Here is a 16,679-nt window from a genome sequence, read left to right on the forward strand (position 1 = left end):
AAGCATCGGAGGGTTCGGTCGCCGGGACCGAGGGGCGCCAGGGGACGGACGCGGGGTTCGACGGGGAGGGGACATACCCGGGGGCGGAGCCGGTTGTACGGGGTCAGGGCCGGTTGGCTGACGGCGACCCGACTGGAGACGGCCCCGCCGTAGAGGGGCCGACCGGAGATGCGCCGGTGGAGGCCGGGGCGGTTGCCGAATCCGGCGCGCGTGCGGACCTGTCGGCCGAGCCGGTGATCGATGCCGAGCGGTCTGCTGACTCTGAGGACCCCGATCGTGTCGAGGACCTCGGGAACACCGGGAGCGCCGAGAGCCGCACCGCCGAGCCCGCTCCCAGACCAGGAGATGCCGCGAGGGCGGCACTGCGGACGGCTACCGGAACCGGCCCCGGCCGCGACACCGGCCCCGGCACGAGCCTCGGCCATGACACCGCTCCCGGTCGTGACTTCACCCTCGACCGTGAGGCTGACCCCGGCCGTGGCTCTCACCCCGGTCGTGACCCTCACCCCGGCTGCGAGTCCCGCCCCGGCCGCGACCCCCGCCCCGACCGTGGCTCCTACCCCGGTCGTGACCCTCACCCCGGCCGCGAGTCCCGCCCCGACCCCGAGCCCCGCCCCGACCGTGACCCCCGTCCCGGCCGTATCTCCGCTTCCCGCCCCGGCCCGGACCCCAGCCCCGACGCCGGACCGCGTCCCGCCCCCGAACCCACCTCCACCCCCCGGCCCGGCGACATCGCCCGTGAAGCCCTGCGGGCCGCGCGGCGCGAGGCGTTGCGGGTGGAGGCGGAAGCGGCGGCGGAGGCCGAGCGTGGTGGGCGGCGTAAGCCTGGGCGCTCCAAAGGAGTCGGCGCCGAGGCCCGTGCTCAGGGCATGTCCTTCTCCGTGCGGGCCGCCGAGCACGATCCCTCCCGTGCCGCGCGGCTCAAGGCGGCCGGGGAGATGCGGCAGTTCCTCAAGAACGCCTTCCGGATGCCGCCGGACACCGCTGCCGAGCCGGTGGACGATCCCGCGCCCACCCTCCCCGAGCATGAACACGAGCCCGAACCCGAACCCGCCGTCCCGCACGCGCCGCCCACCATGGCCACCCCGCACCGGGACGGTGAACACCGCCGTACCTTCCCGGCGTTCGCGCTCCGCGGGGAGCGGGCCGAGGGCGGGCCGTTCGCCGGGACCTGGTGGGGGAACGCATGGGTTCAGGCGCTGGAGCGGGGCGCGCTGGACGCCAAGCGGGTCGCGCGCGGCCGGGGGTACGCGGACCAGGGACATGTGGACGCGATCACCGTGACCCCGGGATCGGTCCTCGCCTATGTGCGCGGGAGCCGCCCCCGCCCGTACCGCGTCCAGGTGCGGGTACGGCCGCTGGAGGACGCCGAGTGGGAGCGGTTCCTGGACGCCGCTGTCGACCGGCCCGGCCATATCGCCGCGCTGCTCGACAAGGAGCTGCCGCACTCCCTCGCCGACTGCGGGGTCCCGCTGCTGCCCGGCCCCGGCGACCTCGCCCCACGATGCAGCTGCCCCGACTCGGGCCACCCCTGCAAGCACGCGGCCGCCCTCTGCTACCAGACGGCGCGGCTGCTCGACGCCGACCCCTTCGTGCTGCTGCTCCTGCGCGGCCGGGGCGAGCGGGAGCTGCTCGACGCGCTCTCCCGGCGCAGCGCCGCCCGCGCGGCCCGCGACGGACGGGACCGGGCGCCCTCGTCCCTGCCCGGCATCCGCGCCACCGAGGCCCTCGCCCCGCGCGACCGCCCCCCGCTGCCCCCGCCCGCACCGGTCCCCGCGCACCCCGAGCAGCCCCCGGCGTACCCCGCCGCGCCCGGCGGCCCGGACCCGTTCGCGCTGGACCAGCTGGCGACCGACGCCGCCGCCCGCGCGCACGCGCTGCTCGGCACCGGACACGACCCGGTCGGCGAGCTGTCCCTGTGGCAGGACGCGGTACGGCTCGCCGCGGCCCGCCCCGGTTCCGGACTGACCGTGACCACCCGCGCGCTCTACGCGACGCTCGCCCAGGCCACCGACCGCACCCCGGGCGATCTCGCGCGGGCCGTCGCCGCCTGGCGGCAGGGCGGGCTGGAGGGGCTGGCCGTCCTGGAGGAGCCGTGGGACCCGCCGGCCGGCCGCTTCGACCGGGCCCGGCCGCTGCTGCTCGCCGCCGACCTGCCCGCGTTCCGGCCCTGGCGCAACCGCCTCACCCACCCGCTCGGCCAGGTCCAGCTCCGCCTGGGCCGCGACGGACTCTGGTACGTCTACGAGTCCGAGCCCGGCGAGGAGGACTGGTGGCCCCGGGGCACCCCCGACCTGGATCCGGTCGGCGCGCTCACCGGACTCGGCGCCCCGGACGGCACCTGACCGACCCGGCCGAACGCCCTGCTCCCGCGCGGACATTGAATGCACGGACATTGCGCGCGCGGACATTGAAAAGGCCGGTGCCGGCAGCGTGGAAGCTGCCGGCACCGGCCTTCGGTGCGGGGACCGCGTCGACAGTCGCGATCAGTACGCCGAGTTGACGTTGTCGATCGAACCGTAGCGGTGGGCGGCGTAGTTGGCCGCGGCGGTGATGTTCGCCACCGGGTCGGTGATGTTCTTCGGGGTGCCGGCGACGTGGTACGCGTTGAAGGTGGGGGAGATCACCTGGAGCAGACCCTTGGACGGAACGCCGTTCTTGGCGTTGATGTCCCAGTTGTTCTGCGCGTTGGGGTTACCGCCGGACTCGCGCATGATGTTGCGCTTCAGACCGTCGTAGCTACCGGGGATGCCCTTGGCCTTCATGATGGCCAGCGACTGCTTGATCCAGCCGTCCAGGTTGTTGCCGGAGCCCGCCTTGGCGGCGGTGGTGTGGGATGCCTTGACCACAGAGGCGTGCACCTGCGGCATCTCGGCGGCCTGCGCGTTGGTCGGCACCAGGGTCAGGGCCGCGGCAGCGGCTCCGGTGGTGGCGAGACCGGTGAAGGCGAGGCGGGCGATGCGGGTGCGGGTGGTGGCCATGGTCATGCGTGAACTCTTCCTCTGGGGGACAAGGTCGTGCCTGCCGCGAGTCTCGCGGTGGCGGTGGGGCGGTGTGCCCCGCGCTGCGGGTGGGACCGGGCGACTCCGGCGGAGATCCGCTCGGTCCGGCCCGTTGCTTCCCGGCAACGACAGCAATGGTTAGCCGGGGCCGAAGTGCTTGGCAAGGATGTGACGTACTACCCCACTTAGGGGTAATGCCCGTTATGTACCGATATGGAGATGTCTGTGCAGCTCAGGGCGTCCCGTTCCTACGGCCCGCCCTAGGACGTGATCTGGCTCCTATGGGTGGCGTCACAAGCAGAGGCCCCAAAACGGCCTGGATCGGCCCCGATTCGGGGGAGCGGGCGGCGACCGCGAGAGGGGGCGCGGGGTCTCTTTTCCGGACGCGGCGTAGGGGCGTGATGACGGGCTGTGGAGCACGCCAAGGCTTCGCTACGGCATCCCCGGCGATCCCTGGGGTTGACGGGGGCCCCGGCGCAAACTGATGATCTTGCCGGACATCCTGACGATCCCCCGGTCGCTGTCGCGACCCAAGGAGAGGGCACCCCTTCTATGGACACCGCGCCGGACACTGCGCCCGCAACGCCCTGGACCATCGCCGTGCTGGGCCCCGGAGGCGTCGGCGGCCTCCTCGCGGCCCTGCTCTCCCGTGCCGGACACCGCGTGATCTGCCTGGCGGGCGAGGACACCGCGCGGACCCTCGCCCGGGACGGCATCCGGGTGTCCAGCGGACAGCACGGTGACTTCACGGCCCGGGTGGAGGCGGACACCGAGCTGCGCGAGCCCGTGGACCTGTGCCTGGTCACCGTCAAGCACACCGCGCTCGACGCGGCGCTCGACCGGGTGCCGCCCCGGTACGTCCGGGGCTTGGTGCTGCCGCTGCTCAACGGCGTCGAGCACGTCGCCGCGCTGCGCGGACGCTACGGCGCCGAGCAGGTCGTACCGGCCGTCATCCGGGTCGAGTCCACCCGTACCGCCGCGGGCGTCGTCGAGCACGGCAGCCCCTTCACCGAGATCGACGTGACCGGCGCGGACGAGGCCCGGCTCGCGCCACTGGCCGCCGTGCTGAACGCCGCCGGGGTGAAGACCCGCGCGGTCGCCGACGAGAACGCCGCCCTCTGGGCCAAGCTGGCCTTCCTCGCGCCCTTCGCCCTGCTCACCACGCGTTACGGGCTGTCGATCGGCGGCGTCCGGGACGAGCACCCCGAGGAGCTGGCGGCGCTGGTCGAGGAGACCACCGCGGTGAGCCGGGCCTGCGGGGGACCGGGCGACGCCGCCCAGGTCCTCGCGCGCTACGGCGCCTTCCCGGCGCAGAGCAAGTCCTCCATGCTGCGGGACGCGGAGGCCGGCCGGGCGCTGGAGCTGGACGCGATCGGCGGCGCCGTACTGCGGGCGGCCGAGCGGCACGGCATCAAGGTGCCGCTCGCCACCCGCCTGGTCACGGAACTGACCGACGGCACGGGGTCGGCTCCCTCCGCCTGACCACCGAGACGCGGCGCGGCACGGTTGGGCACGCGTCCCGCTCCTCCGCCTGACTGCCGACGCGCGGAGCGCCACGGCTCGGCACGCGTTCCGCTCCCCCGTAAATGGCGGATCGTGGTGCTGCCCGTGGCGATCGCCACACTGCCGTGCCGGCCCGTGCGCAGCTCCTCCAGCAGCCGCATGGCGTCATCGAGCGCGGTGAGCCCCTTCTGCACGGCGCGGTGCAGGATCAGTCCCGCCCCGGTCGGCACCACACCGCGCGGCCGGCGCTCGACCAGCGGCAGCCCGGTCTCGCGCCGCGCACACGGCCGCGAACACCTTCAGGTCCTCCAGGGTCACCACGGCATCGTAGGGACCAGATCCAAGGGATCACTTGGGGGCCTCGGACGGCTTGCGTCCCGGGCGGGTGCCGACCGTTCTCCTCGCGCGGAGCCGCCCGGTCCGGGGAGACGATCCCCGTCGCGGACGGCGCCCGCACGTGCCGCGCCGCCGGTCAGCGGAGCTTGTGCCGCTACTCGGACCAGAGGTCCTCCCGGCTCAGCTCGGATATCTCGTACTTGCCGAGCGAACTGAGCAGCATCCGCATCTCCAGCGCCAGGCATTCGACCAGGTTCACCAGACCGCTCTGCGGATCCTCGTCCACCGCCGCGAGCGCGGCCCGGCCGAGACCCACGGCGCGTGCGCCGAGCGCGAGGCACTTGGTGGCACGCGCCCCCTCCCAGATCCGCCCGGTGACGAGCAGGCAGTGGTCCTGGGGGTCGACCCGGTCGAGGCACTCCGCGAGCGGCAGCCCGACATGGCCGAGGAACGCCCGCGGCGCCCAGCCGGTGCCGCCCTCGGCGCCGTCCACACCGACCGCGTCCGCCCCGGCCGCCCAGGCGACGGCCGCGGCCTCGCCCACATCGCGGGCCGGCGGCAGCTTCACCCACACCCGGGCGCGCGGATAGTTGTTCCGCATGAGCCGGATCTGGTGCCGCAGGATCTCGTCGGTGAAGGTGCCCGGACTGCTGCACCGCAGCACCGCGTCGCTGTCGGCGCCGAACACGTCCATGAGGTCGTACTGCGCGGAGAGCGCCGTGGCCTTCTCCCGCGGTACGAGCGTCATGCCGCCGAGGCCGGGCTTGGCGCCCTGGCCCACCTTCAACTCGAAGGCCAGACGGCCCGATTCGAGCAGCGGCTGCACGGCGGGATCGCTGTAGACGAGGTTCCAGACCTCGGCGTCGGCGTCCTCGGTGCTCTGCTGGACGACGACACCGCCCTGTCCGTCGGGCACGGCCGCCGCGTACTCGGTGATTCTTTGCAGCAGCGAGCTGGGGGCCGTCTGCGCCATCCGGCCGTAACCGGCGACAGGGACGATGTTCTCGCCAATGACCATAGGGATGCCCAGCCGGGCCGCCTGACGTGCTACGGCCTGGCCGAGGTCACCGCTGGCGACCCGGGTCGAGCCGAACGCGGAGACGTAGACCGGCAGCGGAGAGCTGAACCCCCCGATGGTGGTGGCGAGTTCGGCGTCCCCCACCACCGGCTCACGGCCCAGGTCGATCAGCCGTTCAAGGCGCCGGGGCACGAAGACCGGGGGCACGAGCCGGGTCCGGTCGATCGCGTCCGGGGGCGCGTCCGGCTCCGTGGGCTGCTGCCCGAACATGGTCGTCCCGTAGCCGTCGGCGTCGGGGAAGGCCATCGCGGTGCCGTGCCGGGCGCGTTCCGCCACCTGCTGCCGGGGGAAACCCGGGGCGTGCAGATCGGTCATGGCCGCGGATCCCCCGGGAGCTTCGGGTAGCCCGACGCCTGCCAGGCCGCGTCGAGGCCGCACAGGAACCGGGTGAAGCGCTCCACACCGAGCCCGAACCCGGCGCTGGACGGGAGTCCCTCCCGGGCGAGCGTCAAGTACCAGTCATACTTGGCAGGGTTCTCTCCGGTTTCCCGGATGCGCATGACGAGATTGCGATAGTCGGATTCGCGTTCGCTTCCGCTCATCATCTCGCCGAAACCGCCCGGGAAGATGAGATCGAAGTTGCGCAGCACCCCCGGCTCCGTCGTGCTCTCCTTGTCGTAGAAGCCGCGGGAGCCCTTGGGGTAGTCGGTGATGAAGAAGGGGTGGGCGGCGGCCCGGGAGATGATCTCCTCGCCCTCCCAGTCGACCTCCGCGCCGGCCTCCTGCGCGTGTCCGCGGGCCTGGAGGTCCGCGACGACATCGGCGTGGCTCCGGCGGCCGTAGGGGCCGGCGAGTATCTGCTTGAAGGCCTCCAAGTCACGCCCCAGCACCGCGAGTTCGGGCTGGGCGTGTACGAGGACGTACTCCACCACGTACTTCGTCAGCCGTTCGGCGATGTCCAGGGCGTCCTCGCGGGAGCCCTCGCCGATCTCCACGTCGAGCTGGTGGAACTCCACCAGATGGCGGTGGGTGACCGCGGTCTCCAGCGGTTCGAGCCGCACGTTCGGGGCCACGTGGAAGATCTTGTCGAAGCTGAGCAGGGAGGCCTGCTTGTACAGGATCCCGCTGGTCATCAGCTTGTAGCGATGCCCGTAGTAGTCGATGTCGACCTGCTTGGCGCCGCGGGCGCCGGGGTCGGTGACCGGTCCGATCGTGGGCGGCAGCAGCTCCTGGAAGCCCTCGCCGACCAGGAACTCCCGGGCTCCGGTGAGGAACTTGCTCTGCACGGCCAGCGTGGCGCGGGTCCGGTCCGACGTCAGGTGGGCGCGTGGGGTGGGCAGTTGGACCCTACCCGTCTCCTGGGACAACCTCGTAACCTTTCATGTCCGTCGGTCGCGTCGGCCGGCCGATCCGGGGCGAATCATTCCGCTCACCTCAGGCTGAACCAACGTTGAGAAATTTTGCCTTTGCTCCGACCTATTTCGTAAGCGAACGCAAGCGGGCCGCAACCTTTGCGTGTGAGATGAAGCACAGCCCGACATGGTTGTCTCTCGTCCGCGAAGTCAAAGTCGGCGGTTTACTCTCTACTGCGAGCAGCGTCGTGATCTTGACGTAACGTCAGGAGACGTGTCAAGGTCGGACACATCTCGCATGGCGTCAGTAAAGATCTTCTGCTTCGCCATCTATCTCAATTGTTCGGTCGTCGGCTGTAAAGACAGAGTCTTTTCGGGTGGGTAGCTATGAACGATCTGAAGTTGCACTGGTGTTCGCCACTGGACAGTGGCCAGCAGAAAGCCACTGACAAGTACCAGGCGGGCGAGCTGGACTTTGACGGGATAGTTGATTTCGCCCGTGAGGCAGATGAACTCGGAGTTGATTCCCTGCTCATGGGAATCAGTTACCACATGCCCGATCCCCTTCCGATGATCGGTGCTCTCGTCCGGGAAACCGAACGGGTCAAGTTCATCCTCGCCTACCGTCCCGGACTGCTTTCCCCGACGCTGTTCACCCAGATCGTGAACACCGTCTCCTGGATGTCCGACGGGCGTATCGCGCTGAATCTCGTGGCCGGCATCTCGCCCGCCGAGCAGGCCTTTTACGGCGACTTTCTCGCGCATGACCAGCGGTATGCCAGATCCGAGGAGTTCCTTGACGTCTGCCACCGCTTCTGGCGCGGCGAGACACCCCTGACCCACAAGGGCGAGCACTACACGATCGAGGACGCGCAGCTCGGCCTCGGCTACAAGGGCGGCGGCCGCCCGCACATCTACATCAGCGGCGCCTCCGCCGTGGCCCAGAAGACCGCGATCACCTACGCGGACTGCTGGCTGCGGTACGGCGACACCCCCGAGGGCATCGCGGCCGTCACCGAGCCGCTGCTGTCCCAGGGCTGCGAGGTCGGCATCCGGATGCACGTCCTCGCCCGGGAGACCCGCGCCGAGGCGCTCGCCGCGGTCGAGGACATGATGCGCGACCCCGACGAGCAACACCGCGCCTGGGTCAGCGACTTCGTCGGCAAGTCCGACTCCGAGGCCGTCAAGACGTCGTTCCGGCTCGCCGACACCGCCTCCGACGACTGGCTGTCGCCGATGCTGTGGTCCGGTGCCGTCGCCTACCGGGGCGGCCCGGCGCTGTGCGTCGTCGGCAGCTACGCGGAGGTCGCCGAGTACCTCTACGCCTACAAGGCCGCGGGCGTCAGCGAGTTCATCTTCTCCGGCTGGCCGACGCGCGACGAGATGCGGATCTTCTACACGCATGTCGCCCCGCTGATCCGCGAGCACGAGCGAAACGCGGCGGGTTCGTGACCTCTCAACCCCGTTTCGGCCGCGGCCTGTTCGGCACGGGCGTGCTGCTCGGCCTGATGGCCGAGCAGGTCGTGATGTTCGCGGTGCCCCTGCTCCTCTTCCAGGACACCAAGCAGGTCTCCACGCTCGGCTTCGCGTTCGCGCTGGAGTGGCTGCCCGGTCTGATCGCCTATCCCTTCGCCGGCCTCATCGCCGACCGGGACGGCGGTGCCCGGCTGTTCTCCGTCGTGACCGGCGCCCGCGCGCTCGCGCTCGCCGTGGTCGTGCTGGTCCTGCTGACCCGGCCCGGCTGGACCACGCCCGCCCTGATGACCAGCGGCGCGGTCCTGTCGGTGCTGGTCGCGCCCACCCGTATGTCCGTCGAGAAGATGGTGCCCCAGCTGGCGGCGGGCGAGGCCATGGCGCGCACCCAGGCGCTGGTGCAGAACATGGAGCTGCTCGCGATGGCCCTCGGGCCTGCGCTCGCGACGCTCGCCGCCGCGCTGATCGGCAAGGTGTGGCTGCTGGCCGTGGCCGCCTCCGTGTTCGCCCTCGCCGCCGCCTGCTGGCTGCCGCTGCCCCGTGGTGAGCGGCCGACCGAACCGGTGACCGCGCGGGCCACCCTGCGCGAACTGGGCCTGGGCTGGAAGCTGATGACCGGCAACCGCCCCGTCCTGCTGCTCGGCTTCCTCAACTTCGGCATCAATCTCGTGGTGGCCTCGGTGCTCAGCGCCAACGCGGCGCTGGTGACCGGCGTCTTCGCCGCGCCCGACTGGTCGTTCGCGCTGCTCAACACCTGCGTCGGCGTCGTCGGACTGGTCAACCTGCTGGTGATCCCGCTGGTCCTCAAGCGGTTCGAGGTCTCGCTGCTGGGCGCGCTCGGCTTCGCGGTGCTGTGCGCCGCGCTGCTGCTGATCGGCATCGCCGGATCGTTCCCGGTCTACGCCGTGCTGTTCATCGCGGTGCTCACCGGGACGGCGTACTACAACGTCTTCAACCGCACCCAGCGGGTGAAGGTGATCCCCAGGGAGCACCTCGGCAAGGTGATGGGGCCCTTCTACCTGCTCAACCTCCTGTCGTACCCCATCGCAGGACTGCTGGTCGGCAGCGTCGGGGCCACGTACGGGCCGCAGCGCCTGGTGGGCGTGCTCGCCGTCGTGCTCAGCGTCTTCGGCGCCGTCCTCCTGCCCCTGACCATGCGCAGCTTCCGCCGGACGCTCACGGATCGTGAACGACTTCCCGTAGGAGTGCAGTCTTGAGTACGTCCTTCCGGTGCCTCGTGAGCACCGTCGAGTCCGATTCCCACATCTGGAACCTGGTCTATCTGCAGAAGCTCCTGGAGGAGCACGGCGGCCTGGTGCGCAACCTCGGCAGCTGCACCCCGGTGCCGGTGGTGCTGCGCGGCATCGAGGAGCACCGCCCCGATCTGCTCGTGGTCTCCAGCATCAACGGGCACGGCCACCACGGCGCCCGGGTCCTGATGACCGAGCTCCGGAGCCGGGGCGTCGAACTGCCCTGTGTCGTGGGCGGAAAGCTGACCACCTCGGAGTCGGACAACGACCGGGTGCGCCGCGATCTGATCGACCAGGGCTGGACCGACGTGTTCAACGGCGAGGAAGCCGTCCCCCGCTTCCGGGACTTCCTCCACCACGGCAAGCAGCACGGCTTCGCCGCCTGGCAGCCGCCGTCCGCCCCCGTACCGCCGTGGGACAACCCGGAACTCGTGATCGCAGGAGCAGTCTGAATGCACATCGTCATCGTCAACCGCTGGCCGCGCTTCTCCGACGGAGTGCGCTGGGACAACGAGCTCACTCGCTACGAGGAGTTCATCGACCACGACGCCCACCGGGTCAGCTATGTGGTGGACCCGCTCGGCGCCGAGGGCGTGCTCGCCGATCCCGCGAAGATCGCCGCGCAGGTCCAGGTCGACGACGTCAACGACTTCGAGGCGCTGCGGGACGCGGTCGCCGAGATCACCCGCCGGGTCGGCCCGGTGGACCAGCTCGTCGCGCTGTCCGAGTTCACCCTGGAGATCGCCGCCCGGGTCCGCCGGGACCTCGGCATCCCCGGGCCGACCCCGGACGAGGTCGCGGTCTACCGCGACAAGGTGCGGATGAAGGAGATCCTCGCCCTCAAGGGCGTCCGGGTCCCGCGCTTCGGGAGCTGCGAAACCCCGGAGGCCGCCGTGGAGTTCGCGCGGTCCGCCGGCTACCCGGTGATCCTCAAGCCGGTCGACGGCGCCGCCAGCATCGGCGTGCACCGCGTCGAGGACGAGGGACGGCTCATCGAGCTGCTGCCCACCCTCGACCTGTCCCGGTACGAGATCGAGGAGTTCGTCACCGGCCGCATCTTCCACATCGACGGCTACGCGGACGACCACGCGGAGATCCCCTTCCAGGTGGTCTCCCGCTATGTGAACGACTGCCTCGCCTTCGGCCTCGGTGCCCCGCTCGGCTCGGTCGTGGTGCAGAGCAGCGAACTGCGGGACCGCATCGAGGCGTTCAGCCGGGAGTGCGTCGCCGCCCTCGGCATCCGCGCGACCCCCTTCCACCTGGAGGTCTTCGTCACGCCCGGCGACGAGCTCGTGTTCCTGGAGATCGGCGGCCGGGTGGGCGGCAGCGAGGTGCCACACCTGCTGAACAAGCTCTTCGGGGTCAATCTCTTCGAGGTCTGGCTGCGCGCCGTGGGCGGCGAGTCCATCGCCGCGATCACCACCAAGTCCGGTGACCCGTCCGGTGGTTGGCTGTGCGTGCCGAAGCCGGCCGAGCTGCCCGCCCAGGTCACCAAGGCCGTCTCCGCGCGCGCGAGCGTGCCCTCGATCTGGCGGGAACTGCTGCCCCCGGTCGGCGAGGTCCTCCAGCCGGGCGGCTCCTACGACGCCCTGCACAGCGGTCGCTTCATCCTCCTGGACGACGACGAGGCCCAGGTGGAGGCCGACATCCACCGCATCATCGACACCTTCGAATTCGAGGCCGTACGCATATGAACCAGCACACGGGGGAGCCCGCGAACGAGCGGTACCCGACGCTGCACGCCCAACTGACCGGCTTCCTCAGCGATGTGGAGCTCGACGGCGTCAAGGCCACCGGGGAACGGCTCGTGGAGGCCGCGGGCGGCGTCGACGCGCTGCCCGACTACAAGGTCATGGTGGCCTACGGCGGCGGCAAGGACAGCACGTACGTCGTGGCGTTCGTGCGCGCGGTGCAGCTGCATCTCGCGCTGAACTTCGGCCGCACCTTCACGCTGCGCGTCGCCAACATGCGGCACGCGGGCGTGCCCCGGGCCGTCATGGAGAACATCGACCGCGTCTACCGGGCGCTCGGGCTGCTCGACGACGACCGGGCGGAACTGCTGACCATCGACCACACGCTGGTCCGCCCCTTCCATGTCGATCTGCCGCTGCCCGAGCGCCTGATCGAGATCAACCGCGTCGACGTCCTGATGAACGGCCACCGCGCCGCGGGCGACGGCCGGCCGACCTTCTGCAACAGCTGCAACCTGGCCGTCGCCGACTTCTACGGCCGCGCCGCCTGGTTCGACGGCGGCGTCGACGTGGTGATGACCGGCGACTCCCGGCGCGAGCAACTCCTGTACTCCGCCTGGATCATGCGCCTCGCCAAGGCCTCCGGCGTGGATGTGCAGGAGTGCCGCACGATGGGCTTCCGGGGCATCCTGCTGGCCCTGCGCGGCATCGGGGACACCTACTTCCGCGAGCTGTTCGGCGACGACAGCGAGAGCGAACTCGCCGAGCGCGAGGTCTCGACCGGCGACCGCTCGATGCAGCCGCAGTTCATCTCGGTCTACGACCTGGTGAGTTACCGGGTGCACGACCACTGGGACCTGATCGTGGACTTCCTCGGGTTCCAGTTCGACGAACTCGCCTTCAGCTTCAGCGAGTCCGACTGCGCCAACCCCGGCCTGATGGCCCATCTGCGGGCGCTGCGCGCCGAGTTCGTCCAGGGCCGGACGTACGACGAGGGCCTGGCCGAGTACCTGGAGCTGGCCGAGGAGCTGATGCACAAGAAGGAGATGCCGCAGAACCTCGTCGACCTGGCGCTCGGCCGCTACGACACGGCCGAGAAGCGCGTCCACCGGCGCAGGCTCTCCGACGAGTTCGCGCGGGAGGCGTTCGGGCTGTCCGAAGAGGCGCTCGTGGCCATGGTGTTCTCGCCCTTCACCGACCGCGGTGCGCGGCTGGCCGCCTTCCTCGACCGCTGCCACCCCGACCGGGCGGACGCGGCGGACCGCATCCACGCGGTGCTCGGCGCGGACGGCGCGGCGGACGACGAGATCGCAGCCTGGCTCCAGAACGTCTCCGGCCTCGGCCTCACCCATCTGCGCACCCTCTACACCAGCAGCCTGGTCGACTTCGCCGCCCCGGGGACGATCATCTCCCGCGTCCGGGCCGGCGACCCGCACAAGTACCACGTGGCCACCATCGACCCGGCCAGCGGAGCCCCCGCCACCGAACTGATCTCAGGGCGGTGACCGGCTACCTCGACCGGTTCGTGGCCGGCCGCCGGGCCGACCGCACCCTGGTCGTGCAGCCCCGCATGGGCTTCGGCAGGATCGGCACGATGGCGGCCGGGCTGCGCGAGGTGGCCGCCCTCGACTTCCCCGTGGTGGGGACGATCACCATCGACAGCTACACCCGGGTCGGCGACCACACCACCCCGCTGGAGCGGCTGGCCGCGGACGAGGAGCTGAACGGCTACCCGCTCGTCTCCCACCCCGCGGCCGCCACCCGGGACATGCTGGCGGACCTGTACGGACCGGAGTTCCCCGTACAGGTCCGGCACGGCACCGCGCTGCCGCTGGCCGTGTTCCGGCGGCTGGTCGAGGTCGGCCTGGACGCCACCGAGGGCGGCCCCGTCTCCTACTGCCTGCCCTACAGCAGGCTCCCGCTCGCGGACGCGGTACGCGCCTGGTCGGAGAGCTGCCTGCTGCTGGCCGGGGAGACCGAGCACGGGCACATCGAGAGCTTCGGCGGCTGTCTGCTCGGCCAGCTCTGCCCGCCCTCGATCCTGGTGGCGACGGCGGTGCTGGAGGGCTGCTTCTTCCGTGCCCACGGGCTGCGCCACATGTCCTTCAGCTACGCGCAGGGCACCCTGGCGGCCCAGGACCGCGGGGCGCTGCGGGCGCTGCGCACCCTCGCGGCCGAGCTGCTGGGGGACGCCACCTGGCATGTGGTCCTGTACACGTACATGGGCCTGTTCCCGCGCACCCCGGCGGGCGCGAGCGCGCTCATCGAGGACAGCGCGCGGCTCGCCCGGGACGCGGGCTGCGAGCGGCTGATCGTCAAGACGGTCTCCGAGGCGTGGCAGATCCCGAGCGTCTCGGAGAACCTGTCCGCGCTGCGGCTCGCCGCGGCCGCCGCGCGCGGACCGGCGGCCGCCCAAGGCGCCGAGGAGGACGCGTACTACGAGGAGACGCTCGCCGAGGCACGGGCCATCGTGGCGGCGGTGCTGGACCTCCACGCGGACATCGGCACCGCGCTGACCGAGGCGTTCCGGCTCGGTCTGCTCGACATCCCCTACTGCCTCCACCCCGACAACAGGGCGGCCGCGACCTGTGTCATCGACGAACGCGGGGCGCTGGCCTGGGGGTCCACCGGAAACCTGCCCCTGAGCACCCCCACCTCCCGTACAGCCGGCCGGCTCTCCTCCGACGACCTGTACGGGATGCTCAATCACGTGGCGGAGCGCTACGACAGCGCGTCGTCCGAGCCCAGATTGGTTCCCCACCCATGACTGTCCCGCAACACCGGCAGGACCGGCCCGCCCTGGTCCTGGTGGACGCGTTCTCCACGGGCTCGATGCTGGCCCGGCAGGCGGCCGAGACCCATCGCGTCCTGCATGTGCGCTCCCGCGACCTCGCGTCCGGCACCTTCGGCGCGAGCCTGCCGACCGCGCTGCTCGCCGAGGACCTCACCTATCCCGGCCACGAGGCCGACGTACTGGCCCACTTGAAGGCGCGACGCCCCGTCGGAGTCGTCGCCGCCAGCGAGTTCGGCGTCGAGGTGGCGGACGAACTGGCCCACCGGCTCGGGCTGCGCGGCAACGACCCCGCGCTGTCCGCCGCCCGCCGGGACAAGTCCCTGATGATGGACGCCCTGTCCCGGGCGGGCGTGCCCACGGCCCGGCAGTGCCGCTCCGGCGACCCCGCCGAACTGCTCGACTGGTGGCGCCGCCACCCGGACATCGCGCGCCTGGTGGTCAAGCCGCTGGACAGCGCGGGCTCCGACGACGTCTACACCTGCGACAGCGAGCAGGAGGTGCTGGACGCCTGCCGGGCCGTCCTCGGCAAGACCAACATCATGCTCCGGGTCAACGAGGAGGTGCTCGCCCAGGAGTACCTCGCCGGGGACGAGTACATCGTCAACACCGTGAGCCGCGACGGGAGTCACTGGTTCACCGACGCCTGGATCAGCCGCAAGCAGGTACGGGAGGGCGGCCGCCGGATCTACGAGGCGGAGGACCTGCTGACGCCGGACGACCCGGTGCTCGACATTATCCTGCCGTACATCGCGCGCTCCCTGGACGCCCTCGGCATCACCGACGGGCCCGCGCACAGCGAGCTGATCCTCACCGCGCGGGGCCCGCTGCTCCTGGAGACCGGGGCACGCATCTCGGGCCTCGCCAACCCGGCCGCGCTCGACCTGTGCACCGGCGCCGACCAGGTGAGCCTCACCCTCGACTGCCACGCGGGCGACGGCGTCGCGCTCGCCGGGCGCCCGGCCCGCTACCCGGTGCGCCGGCGGGCGCGCTGCGTCAATCTCATGGCGCGTCGTGCCGTACCGCTGCCGCTCGCGGCCATCACGTCCGCGCTGGAGCGGATCCCCGCCTTCGAGAGCGTCCGGTTCCGGATCGCCGACGGCGCGCCCACCCGGCCGACCGTGGACCTCAACTCCTCGCCGGGCGCGGTGTTCCTGGTGCATCCCGACCCCGTCGAGATCGACAACGCACACAAGGTGATCCGCGAGCTCGAGCACGAACTGCTCTGAATCCGAAAGCATGGTGAGATCCACATGTCCCTAGACAGCGAGCGGTTCCGCAAGATCTTCGGCTCCTTCCCGACAGCCGTCGCCATCGTCACCGCGCTGGACGAGCAGGGCAGGCCGCGCGGCTTCACCTGCAACGCCGTCTGCTCGGTCTCGGCCGCGACGCCGAGGCTGCTCGTCGGGGTCGGCAAGAGTTCCCAGACGTTCCCGGCACTGGCCGCCTCCGGCGCCTTCGTGGTCAACTTCCTCGCCGAGTCCGGTGAGCAGGCCTCCCGCACCTTCGCCGACAAGGGGCCGGACAAGTTCGCGGGCCTCGTCTGGGAGCCCTCCGCACATGCCGGGGGCGCGCCGATCCTCACCGACATCGCGCTGGCCTACGCCGAGTGCCGCACCGTGCAGACCGTGGACGCCGGCGACCACTGGCTGCTGATCGCCGACGTCCACGGCGGAGAGACCTACTCCCGGGAACCGCTGCTGTACTGCCGCGGCGCGTACAGCATCTGGCCGGCGGGCGCCGCAAGCCACTGACCCCGGCCCGAGGGAGGCCCGCCGACATACCGGGCCTCCCCGCCCGGGCCCGGCCGCACCGGACCCGCGCACACCGGCTACCCCTCACCCCGGTCGGCCCGCAGACTGTGGAACTCCCGGTACATGTCCCGCATGAACACCCGGACGTTCGCGTGCCGCTGGGGCGGTGTGCCCCGCCAGATGTCCGCCTCCACCCGCTCCTCGGGCCCGGCGTCCTCGTGCTGGCACACCTGCTCGGTCCCGGCCGGCAGCCACACGAATCCCCCCGCGTGCCGCCAGCCGTCGGTGACCTTCAGGAACTCCCGGTACGACGGTGGCATCCGGCGGCCGATACTGCCACCCGCCCCCACCACTGACAGCGTCTCATGAAGTCCATTCGGACACGGATCGGACGCTGAGCGGCTGTCAAATGTGCAAAATGGCGCGGAATTCGGGCAAATGCCAGGTGCAACCGGCGCCGAACAGTGTGTAGTTTGCCAACTGCTCGACGGACGCCCCTTACCCCCACG

General features: G+C 71.3%; 13 protein-coding genes and 1 pseudogene. 10 read left to right on the forward strand and 4 right to left on the reverse strand.

Annotated features, from left to right (window positions below):
* Positions 1-362 precede the first annotated feature (362 nt).
* Positions 363-2,345 (forward strand): SWIM zinc finger family protein, encoded by a 1,983-nt coding sequence (locus AB0N90_RS26410; protein ID WP_365200870.1) that lies wholly within the window; start codon positions 363-365, stop codon positions 2,343-2,345.
* A 141-nt stretch (positions 2,346-2,486) separates the two neighbouring features.
* Here AB0N90_RS26410 and AB0N90_RS26415 read toward each other — a convergent pair whose 3' ends face one another.
* On the reverse strand, positions 2,487-2,981 hold the full coding sequence (locus AB0N90_RS26415; protein ID WP_361681146.1) for a transglycosylase SLT domain-containing protein: 495 nt from the start codon (positions 2,979-2,981) through the stop codon (positions 2,487-2,489).
* Positions 2,982-3,554: 573 nt separating this feature from the next.
* Here AB0N90_RS26415 and AB0N90_RS26420 point away from each other — a divergent pair.
* Positions 3,555-4,484: a 2-dehydropantoate 2-reductase gene (locus AB0N90_RS26420; protein WP_365200681.1), complete on the forward strand. Its 930-nt coding sequence runs from the start codon at positions 3,555-3,557 to the stop codon at positions 4,482-4,484.
* A 511-nt stretch (positions 4,485-4,995) separates the two neighbouring features.
* Here AB0N90_RS26420 and AB0N90_RS26425 read toward each other — a convergent pair.
* Positions 4,996-6,234, reverse strand: coding sequence for a glutamate synthase-related protein (locus AB0N90_RS26425; RefSeq protein WP_365200684.1), 1,239 nt, complete (start codon positions 6,232-6,234; stop codon positions 4,996-4,998).
* A complete protein-coding gene (locus AB0N90_RS26430; protein WP_361680846.1) occupies positions 6,231-7,226 on the reverse strand; it encodes an asparagine synthetase A in 996 nt (331 codons plus the stop codon). Before AB0N90_RS26430 ends, AB0N90_RS26425 begins: the two co-directional genes overlap by 4 nt.
* A gap of 372 nt (positions 7,227-7,598) precedes the next feature.
* Here AB0N90_RS26430 and AB0N90_RS26435 point away from each other — a divergent pair, with 372 nt between their 5' ends.
* Genes AB0N90_RS26435 through AB0N90_RS26470 form a run of 8 tightly spaced genes read left to right on the forward strand, consistent with a single transcriptional unit; the run spans position 7,599 to position 16,170 of the window.
* Positions 7,599-8,663, forward strand: a complete 1,065-nt coding sequence (locus AB0N90_RS26435; protein ID WP_037659792.1) for an LLM class flavin-dependent oxidoreductase — start codon at positions 7,599-7,601, stop codon at positions 8,661-8,663.
* Positions 8,660-9,901, forward strand: coding sequence for an MFS transporter (locus tag AB0N90_RS26440; protein ID WP_361680852.1), 1,242 nt, complete (start codon positions 8,660-8,662; stop codon positions 9,899-9,901). The genes AB0N90_RS26435 and AB0N90_RS26440 overlap by 4 nt, the downstream gene beginning before the upstream one ends.
* Positions 9,898-10,386, forward strand: a complete 489-nt coding sequence (locus AB0N90_RS26445; protein ID WP_361680855.1) for a cobalamin-dependent protein — start codon at positions 9,898-9,900, stop codon at positions 10,384-10,386. The genes AB0N90_RS26440 and AB0N90_RS26445 overlap by 4 nt, the downstream gene beginning before the upstream one ends.
* The gene (locus tag AB0N90_RS26450; protein ID WP_365200687.1) at positions 10,387-11,628 is read left to right on the forward strand and encodes an ATP-grasp domain-containing protein; all 1,242 of its coding nucleotides are present in this window, start codon (positions 10,387-10,389) and stop codon (positions 11,626-11,628) included.
* Positions 11,625-13,130, forward strand: coding sequence for a PqqD family protein (locus tag AB0N90_RS26455; RefSeq protein ID WP_365200690.1), 1,506 nt, complete (start codon positions 11,625-11,627; stop codon positions 13,128-13,130). The genes AB0N90_RS26450 and AB0N90_RS26455 overlap by 4 nt, the downstream gene beginning before the upstream one ends.
* Positions 13,127-14,392, forward strand: coding sequence for a methylaspartate mutase (locus tag AB0N90_RS26460; RefSeq protein ID WP_365200693.1), 1,266 nt, complete (start codon positions 13,127-13,129; stop codon positions 14,390-14,392). Before AB0N90_RS26455 ends, AB0N90_RS26460 begins: the two co-directional genes overlap by 4 nt.
* Positions 14,389-15,645, forward strand: a complete 1,257-nt coding sequence (locus tag AB0N90_RS26465) for an ATP-grasp domain-containing protein (RefSeq protein WP_365200695.1) — start codon at positions 14,389-14,391, stop codon at positions 15,643-15,645. The genes AB0N90_RS26460 and AB0N90_RS26465 overlap by 4 nt, the downstream gene beginning before the upstream one ends.
* Positions 15,646-15,669: 24 nt before the next feature.
* Positions 15,670-16,170: a flavin reductase family protein gene (locus AB0N90_RS26470; protein WP_365200698.1), complete on the forward strand. Its 501-nt coding sequence runs from the start codon at positions 15,670-15,672 to the stop codon at positions 16,168-16,170.
* Between the two features lie 80 nt (positions 16,171-16,250).
* On the opposite strand, the pseudogene AB0N90_RS26475 reads toward AB0N90_RS26470, so the two are convergent.
* A pseudogene (locus tag AB0N90_RS26475) lies at positions 16,251-16,490 on the reverse strand (SMI1/KNR4 family protein); the annotation flags it as partial.
* Positions 16,491-16,679 lie beyond the last annotated feature (189 nt).

Origin of the sequence: Streptomyces sp. NPDC093018 (assembly GCF_040684035.1) — a bacterium.
Taxonomy (GTDB): Bacteria; Actinomycetota; Actinomycetes; order Streptomycetales; family Streptomycetaceae; genus Streptomyces; species Streptomyces murinus.

Bases quoted from the DNA above. Each gene is read 5' to 3' on its own strand.
- AB0N90_RS26415 (WP_361681146.1), bottom strand. From the start codon at position 2,981: ATGGCCACCACCCGCACCCGCATCGCCCGCCTCGCCTTCACCGGTCTC.
- AB0N90_RS26420 (WP_365200681.1), top strand. From the start codon at position 3,555: ATGGACACCGCGCCGGACACTGCGCCCGCAACGCCCTGGACCATCGCC.
- AB0N90_RS26425 (WP_365200684.1), bottom strand. From the start codon at position 6,234: ATGACCGATCTGCACGCCCCGGGTTTCCCCCGGCAGCAGGTGGCGGAA.
- AB0N90_RS26435 (WP_037659792.1), top strand. From the start codon at position 7,599: ATGAACGATCTGAAGTTGCACTGGTGTTCGCCACTGGACAGTGGCCAG.
- AB0N90_RS26450 (WP_365200687.1), top strand. From the start codon at position 10,387: ATGCACATCGTCATCGTCAACCGCTGGCCGCGCTTCTCCGACGGAGTG.
- AB0N90_RS26455 (WP_365200690.1), top strand. From the start codon at position 11,625: ATGAACCAGCACACGGGGGAGCCCGCGAACGAGCGGTACCCGACGCTG.
- AB0N90_RS26465 (WP_365200695.1), top strand. From the start codon at position 14,389: ATGACTGTCCCGCAACACCGGCAGGACCGGCCCGCCCTGGTCCTGGTG.
- AB0N90_RS26470 (WP_365200698.1), top strand. From the start codon at position 15,670: ATGTCCCTAGACAGCGAGCGGTTCCGCAAGATCTTCGGCTCCTTCCCG.